General features: G+C 64.4%; 1 protein-coding gene. It reads right to left on the bottom strand.

Features of this window, described 5'->3' with window-relative positions; all coding sequences use genetic code 11:
• A partial coding sequence (locus D3H34_RS33495; RefSeq protein ID WP_434057730.1) for a sodium:solute symporter family transporter occupies positions 1 to 604 on the bottom strand: 604 nt, incomplete at both ends.

Here is a 604-nt window from a genome sequence, read left to right as displayed (position 1 = left end):
GGATGTAGAAAATGCCGCCGATGATGGGGCCGCGCCGGGCGATCGAAGCGTTCTTCGAGGACATCACGCGCTGGAACACGTCCTGCTGCGGAATCGAGCCGAGCATCATGGTGATCGCCGCGGCGATGAAGAACAGCCACTCGCGCGCGCTGGCGTTCTCCGGGAAGAAACGGAACTTGCCTTCGGACGCCGCGAAGTCGATCACGCGCCCCGCGCCGCCGGCCAGATCGGCCGCGTACCAGGCGATCAGCACCAGCCCGACGACGATCACGATCATCTGCACGAAGTCCGTCATCGCGACCGACCACATGCCGCCGTAGAGCGTGTAGACCAGCACGATCAGCGTGCCGACCACCATGCCGGCCGTGATGGACATCGCGCCCTGCGTCAGCAGGTTGAACACCAGGCCCAGCGCGGTGATCTGGGCGCCGACCCAGCCCAGGTAGCTGAAGATGATGATGACCGAGCACAGCACTTCGATCGTGCGGCCGAAGCGCAGGCGGTAGTAGTCGCCGATGGTGATCAGGTTCTTCTGGTAGAGCTTGTAGGCGAAGAACAGGCCGACCAGCACCAGGCACATGCCGGCGCCGAACGGGTCTTCGAC

The organism is Acidovorax cavernicola, assembly GCF_003581445.1.
This window is presented reverse-complemented; position numbering and strand designations above follow the sequence as displayed.